This window comes from Caenispirillum bisanense (assembly GCF_039523075.1).
GTDB lineage: Bacteria > Pseudomonadota > Alphaproteobacteria > Rhodospirillales > Rhodospirillaceae > Caenispirillum > Caenispirillum bisanense.
This window is the reverse complement of sequence record NZ_BAAAEP010000103.1, coordinates 1-5,543: the sequence shown is the minus strand read 5'-3', so window position 1 is coordinate 5,543 and position 5,543 is coordinate 1. Positions and strand designations below refer to the sequence as shown.

The window sequence follows — 5,543 nt, the reverse complement described above, 5'->3', positions numbered from 1 at the left end:
CTCACCTTCCTGCCGCCGCTGCCGCCGGTGGAGGCGGGCGCGTCTGTTGCCGCCCCGCCGCCGCAGCAGCCGGCCCAACCCGCCCCGCCGCCGGTCACCGCTCCCGCCGTCGCCGCCCCGCCGCCACCACCGCCGCCGCCGCCGCCGGCCGCCCCCCGACTGGTGGAGGCCCCGCCGCCTCCGCCCCCACCGCCGCAACAGCAGCAGCCGCAGCAGCCCCAACCGGGTGGCGACGGCAAGCCGCCGGTTCGCCTGGGCGACAAGCTGGTGGAGCGCGGCCTGATCTCCAAGGACCAGCTGATGGTCGCGCTTCAGGAAAAGAAGCGCAGCCCCAAGATGATGGGCGAACTGCTGGTCGACCTCGGCTTCATCACCGAGCAGGCCCTGGCCGCCGTGCTGGCCGAGGATTCGGGGTTCGAGCGCTTCGACCCCGCCGGCACCATGATCGACCCAGAACTCCTGAAGATGATCCCGAAGGAGGTCGCGAACCGCTATCGCGTCTTCCCGGTGACCATGCAGGAGAAGACGGTGCGGCTGGCCATGGCCGACATCTACGACGTCATGGCCCTCGACCAGGTGAAGCGCCACCTGCCGGCCGATGCCGAGATCCAGCCGCTGGTGTGCTCCGACACCGAGATCCAGCAGGCCATCGACCAGTACTACGGCCACGAACTGTCCATCGACGGCGTGCTGCGCGAGCTGGAGAAGCTGCGCGACGGCGACGTCGATGCCTCGGCCCTGGACGACACCACCGGCGGCTACACTCACCCGGTGGTGCGCCTGGTCAACGCCATCCTGCTCGACGCGGTGAAGAGCAAGGCGTCCGACATCCATTTCGAGCCGGAAGGCAACTTCCTGCGGGTGCGCTACCGCATCGACGGCATGATGATCCAGATCCGTACCATCCATAAGCAGCACTGGGGCGCCTTCAGCCACCGCATGAAGATCATGTCGGGCATGAACATCGCCGACCGCCTGAACCCGCAGGACGGCCGCTTCTCCCTCGCCATGGCCAACAAGCGCATCGACTTCCGCGTCAGCTCGCTGCCGACGGTGCACGGCGAGAACCTGGTCCTGCGCATCCTCGACAAGTCCAGCGCCCAGGTACAGCTGACCGAACTGGGCTATTCCGAGCACAACTTCGCCATGCTCACCCGCATGGTGCGGCGGCCGGAGGGCATCATCATCGTCACCGGACCGACCGGCTCGGGCAAGACGACGACGCTCTACGCCATCATGAACTACATCAACTCCCTCGACCTCAACATCATGACCCTGGAAGACCCGGTCGAGTTCGAGCTGAGCCTGATCCGCCAGAGCCAGATCCGCGAAGGCAGCCAGATGACCTTCGCCGACGGCATCCGCTCGCTCATGCGCCAGGACCCCGACGTCATCCTGGTCGGCGAGGTGCGCGATGCCGATACCGCCAGCATGGCCCTGCGCGCCGCCATGACCGGCCACCAGGTCTATACCACCCTGCACACCAACGACGCCGCCGGCGCCATCCCCCGCCTGCAGGATCTGGGCATGCGGCCGAGCCTGATGTCGGGCAACGTCATCGGCGTCGTCGCCCAGCGCCTGGGCCGCAAGCTGTGCGAGGCGTGCAAGCAGCCGGTGACGGCGACCGAACGCGACTGCCGCATCCTCGGCGTCGATCCGAGCACGCCGCCGGTGCTGTATCAGCCCAAGGGGTGCGAGAAGTGCCGCGGCACCGGCTACAAGGGCCGCATCGCGGTGTCGGAGATCCTGCCGTTCAACGACACCATCGACGAGATGATCATCGCCGACGCCCCGCTGTCGCGCATCCGCGAAAAGGCGCGGGAGTTCGGCTTCATCCCCATGGTGGATGACGGTATCGGCAAGGTTCTGGCCGGCGTCATGAGCATTGAAGGGCTCATGAAGGCGGTGAACATCACCGACAGGTTGTAACGCCATGCCGCTTTACGCCTACCGCGCCATCAACGACAAGGGCCGCTCTGTCCGCGGCCAGATCAATGCCGTCAACGAGACGGAACTGTTCCAGCAGCTGCACGAGCTGGGGCTGGAGCTGGTCGATGCCGCGGTGGTGCAGGAACGCAAGCTGGCGCTGGCCTTTGCCCGCCGGGTCAAGAACCGCGACCTGATCCAGACCTGCGTCCACCTGGAACAGCTGTCGGCGGCCGGCGTGCCGCTGATCGAGGCGCTGGCCGACCTGCGCGAATCCACCGAACAGCCGCGTCTGCGCAACATCATCGCCGAAATCTACCGCGACGTGTCCGACGGCGCCCCGCTGTCGGAGGCCTTCGGCAAGCACCCGAAGGTGTTCGGCCCGGTGTTCACCGCCCTGCTGGCGGCCGGCGAGGAAAGCGGCAACATCACCGAAAGCTTCAGCCAGCTGGTCAAGCATCTGAAGTGGACGGATGCGGTCAACGCCAAGGTGAAGAAGGCCATCCGCTACCCCAGCTTCATCCTGGCGATGATCACCTTCCTGTTCTTCTTCATGATGGGCTACGTGGTGCCGCAGGTGGTGGGCTTCCTGAAGGACCAGGGGACGGAACTGCCGCTGCTCACCCGGTCGCTGATCGCCACGTCGGACTTCATGGCCAACTACTGGTGGCTGGTGATCACCCTGCCGGTGGCCACCTTCATCGGCATCAAAGTGGGGGCGAAGGCGTCCTATGCCTTCGCTTACAAGGTGGACCAGGCGCTGCTGGCGACACCCACCCTCGGCCCGACCATCCGCAAGATCGCCCTGTCGCGCTTTGCCCATTTCTTCGCGGTCATGTTCAACTCCGGCGTGCCCATCCTGCAGTGCCTGGAAACGGCGCAGCGGGTGGTGGTGAACCGCTGCCTGACCGAGGCCCTGACGGTGGTGCGCGAGCAGGTGCAGACCGGCGAATCCCTCTCCGCCGCTCTCAAGCAGTCGGGCCAGTTCCCCAGCCTGGTGACGCGCATGGTGCGCATCGGCGAGGAGAGCGGCAACCTGTCGGGCACGCTGGAGAACGTCACCGATTTCTACGACCGCGACGTCGACGACACCGTCGACAAGCTCATCGCCATGGCGGAACCGGCCCTGACGGTGGTGGCCGGGCTGATGATGGCCTGGATCGTCGCCGGGGTGCTCGGCCCCATCTACGACAGCTTTGAAAAGATCGGCATGTAGCATGGCCACGCGCTCCCTTTCCTCGCTGCTGACACTGGGCCTGGGCGGAGGCGGCCGGCGCTATGTGCTGACGGTCGGTGAGGAGTTCACCGTGCTCACCCTGCTGTCGGGGGCGCGGGTGGACAACGCCTGGATCGTCCCCGCCGAGCCGGAGGAAGGCACCGCCGAAATCCGCGCCGTGCTGCAGAAGGACCGCAAGGCGCCGGTCACCCTGCTGGCCGACACCTTCGAGCAGATCTACAAGGAAGAGGCGGTGCCGCGGGTCGGCCGCCTGGACCAGGGCAAGGTGGTGCGCCGCCATTCCGCCCAGGCGGTGCCCGGCGACATGTGGCAGGGGGCGCTGGCCCAGGGCCAGGACCCGCGCGGCGCCAAGCTGTTCTACCTGTTCTGCGGCCTGCCGCGCACCGATCACGTTGCCGGCTGGGTGACGTTCTACGAAAGCCTGCCCAACCCGCGCCGCGGCATCCACCTGCTGCCGCTGGAAAGCCTGGCGCTGATGAACGCCCTGTTCGATGCCGAGGCCAAGTCCCAGGGCGGGGTGCGCTGGCGCATCATGACCACCATGAACGTCACCGGCGGCTTGCGGCAGATTGTCGCCAAGCAGGGCCGCATGATGCTCACCCGCCTGACGCCGGCCCCGCCCGAGGACATGGAGCCGCACGAGGCCGCCGCCATGATGGCGCGCGACTTCCGCCAGACGCTCACCTACGTCAAGCGCATGGGCTACCGCGAGGGCGACGCCCTGGACCTGGCGCTGATCGTCGATCCGGCGCTGGGCGAGGCGTTGCGGACCACCCAGTGGGATGCCCAGTCGGTGCTGGTGACCACCCCGCACGAGGTCGGGCGGCGGCTCGGCCTCGGCAGCGTCGGCAAGGCCGACCAGCCCTTCGGCGACGTGCTCCATGCCGCGTGGTTCGCCACCCGCAAGGCCCACACCCTGGCCCTGGTGCGGCCGTCGGAGCAGAAATCCGACTGGCACAAGCAGCTGGAAAAGGCGGCGCCGCTGGCTGCCGTGGCGGCGGTGGGCGGCGTGCTCTACGGCAGCTGGATGACCGGCGACGGCCTGTGGACCACCTGGGACAGCATCACCCGCCTGGGCGAGCGCATCACGGTTGCCACCTCCGCCCGCGACGCCGCCCAGGCGGAGCGCGACGCGCTGCCCTACGACCCCGACGTGATGCGCGGCACCCTGGCGCTGGCCGACGAGCTGCAGTCGGGGGCGCTGGCGGTGATGCCGCTGGTGCAGGCGCTGGCCGACGGCCTGCGCAACCGCGCCTACATCCGCGTCTTCGAACTGGAGAATGCCGCCGCCGCGCCGCCGCCCGACCCGCTGCAGGCCGGCCGCGGTGGCGGCGATGCCGCCGATGCCGGCCGGCCGACCTTTGCCTGGCGGGCCGACCTCGACCTGGTGCTGATCGACGTCGCCACCGCCGAGGACGCGCTGGCCCTGGGCGAAAAGCTGCTGGCCGACCTGCGGGCGGCGGCGCCGGGGGTGACGGTGACCCTGCTGCGACCGCCGGTGGCGGTGCTGCCCGACCAGACGCTGGTGGCGCGCGTCGCCATGGATCGCCAGGGCACCGGCACGCCCACCGCCGGACTGGCGGCGCCGCCGGCCGCGGTCACCACCGAAGTGGCCGACCCGGGCTCCGGCGGCAGCGGCGGGGGCGGAGGAGGGGCCGGCGGGACGGCAGCGGCCGGCTTCACCATGCGGATCGCCCTGGTGAAGGAGACGGCGCCATGACCAGGAAAGAGCTGAAGGCCCGCTGGATGCGCCTGGCGCGCCCCACCCGCCTGTCGCTGATCGCGCTGGCGGCGGCGGCGGTGGGCGGCGTGGTGCTCGTCGGCGGCGGCCAGTACGCGCTGTCGGAGCTGGAAATGGTGGAGCAGCGCCTGCGCGGCCAGCTGGGCGGCGTGCAGGCGGAAACGGCGCAGCTGCGCGACGACATCGCCTTCGTCACCGACAACACCGAACGCTACGAGGCCTTCCTCGCGCGCGGCATGTTCGCCGACCGCAACCGGCTGGCGGCCCGCCGGGCGGTGGAGATGCTGGTGCGCAACAACCGCCTGCAGGCCGACATCGCCGTGCGCCCGGAGGGCCGCCGCGTGCCCGCCGACCCGGTTCTGGCGGAGAATTTCCGCATCATCGACACCCCCATCGACGTGCGCGCCGGCGCCATCCTCGACAGCGACCTGGCCGCCTTCATGCGCGACATGCCGACGGCGCTGCCCGGCTTCCTGGTGCTGCAGCGGGCGCGGCTGGAGCGGGTGCCGGCGGTGACAGCCGAGCACCTGCGCGACCTGCGCAACGGCCTGCCGGTGGAACTGGTGCAGGGCCAGCTGATCTACGGCTGGCGCAGCGCCGAGGCCGTCCGCGGCCAGAGCGAGGAGACCCCGCAATGAT

The 5,543-nt window shown here is 69.5% G+C and carries 4 protein-coding genes; all 4 read left to right on the top strand.

What is annotated here, in order from left to right; genetic code table 11:
- On the top strand, positions 1-1,929 hold a 1,929-nt coding region (locus tag ABD056_RS22410; protein ID WP_343870477.1), incomplete at its 5' end, for a GspE/PulE family protein.
- A 4-nt stretch (positions 1,930-1,933) separates the two neighbouring features.
- Positions 1,934-3,142 (top strand): type II secretion system F family protein, encoded by a 1,209-nt coding sequence (locus tag ABD056_RS22405; protein ID WP_343870475.1) that lies wholly within the window; start codon positions 1,934-1,936, stop codon positions 3,140-3,142.
- A gap of 1 nt (position 3,143) precedes the next feature.
- Complete coding sequence (locus tag ABD056_RS22400) at positions 3,144-4,883, top strand: hypothetical protein (protein WP_343870473.1); 1,740 nt, start codon at positions 3,144-3,146, stop codon at positions 4,881-4,883.
- The gene (locus ABD056_RS22395; protein WP_343870471.1) at positions 4,880-5,542 is read left to right on the top strand and encodes a hypothetical protein; all 663 of its coding nucleotides are present in this window, start codon (positions 4,880-4,882) and stop codon (positions 5,540-5,542) included. Before ABD056_RS22400 ends, ABD056_RS22395 begins: the two co-directional genes overlap by 4 nt.
- Position 5,543 lies beyond the last annotated feature (1 nt).

Bases quoted from the DNA above. Each gene is read 5' to 3' on its own strand.
- ABD056_RS22405 (WP_343870475.1), top strand. From the start codon at position 1,934: ATGCCGCTTTACGCCTACCGCGCCATCAACGACAAGGGCCGCTCTGTC.
- ABD056_RS22400 (WP_343870473.1), top strand. From the start codon at position 3,144: ATGGCCACGCGCTCCCTTTCCTCGCTGCTGACACTGGGCCTGGGCGGA.
- ABD056_RS22395 (WP_343870471.1), top strand. From the start codon at position 4,880: ATGACCAGGAAAGAGCTGAAGGCCCGCTGGATGCGCCTGGCGCGCCCC.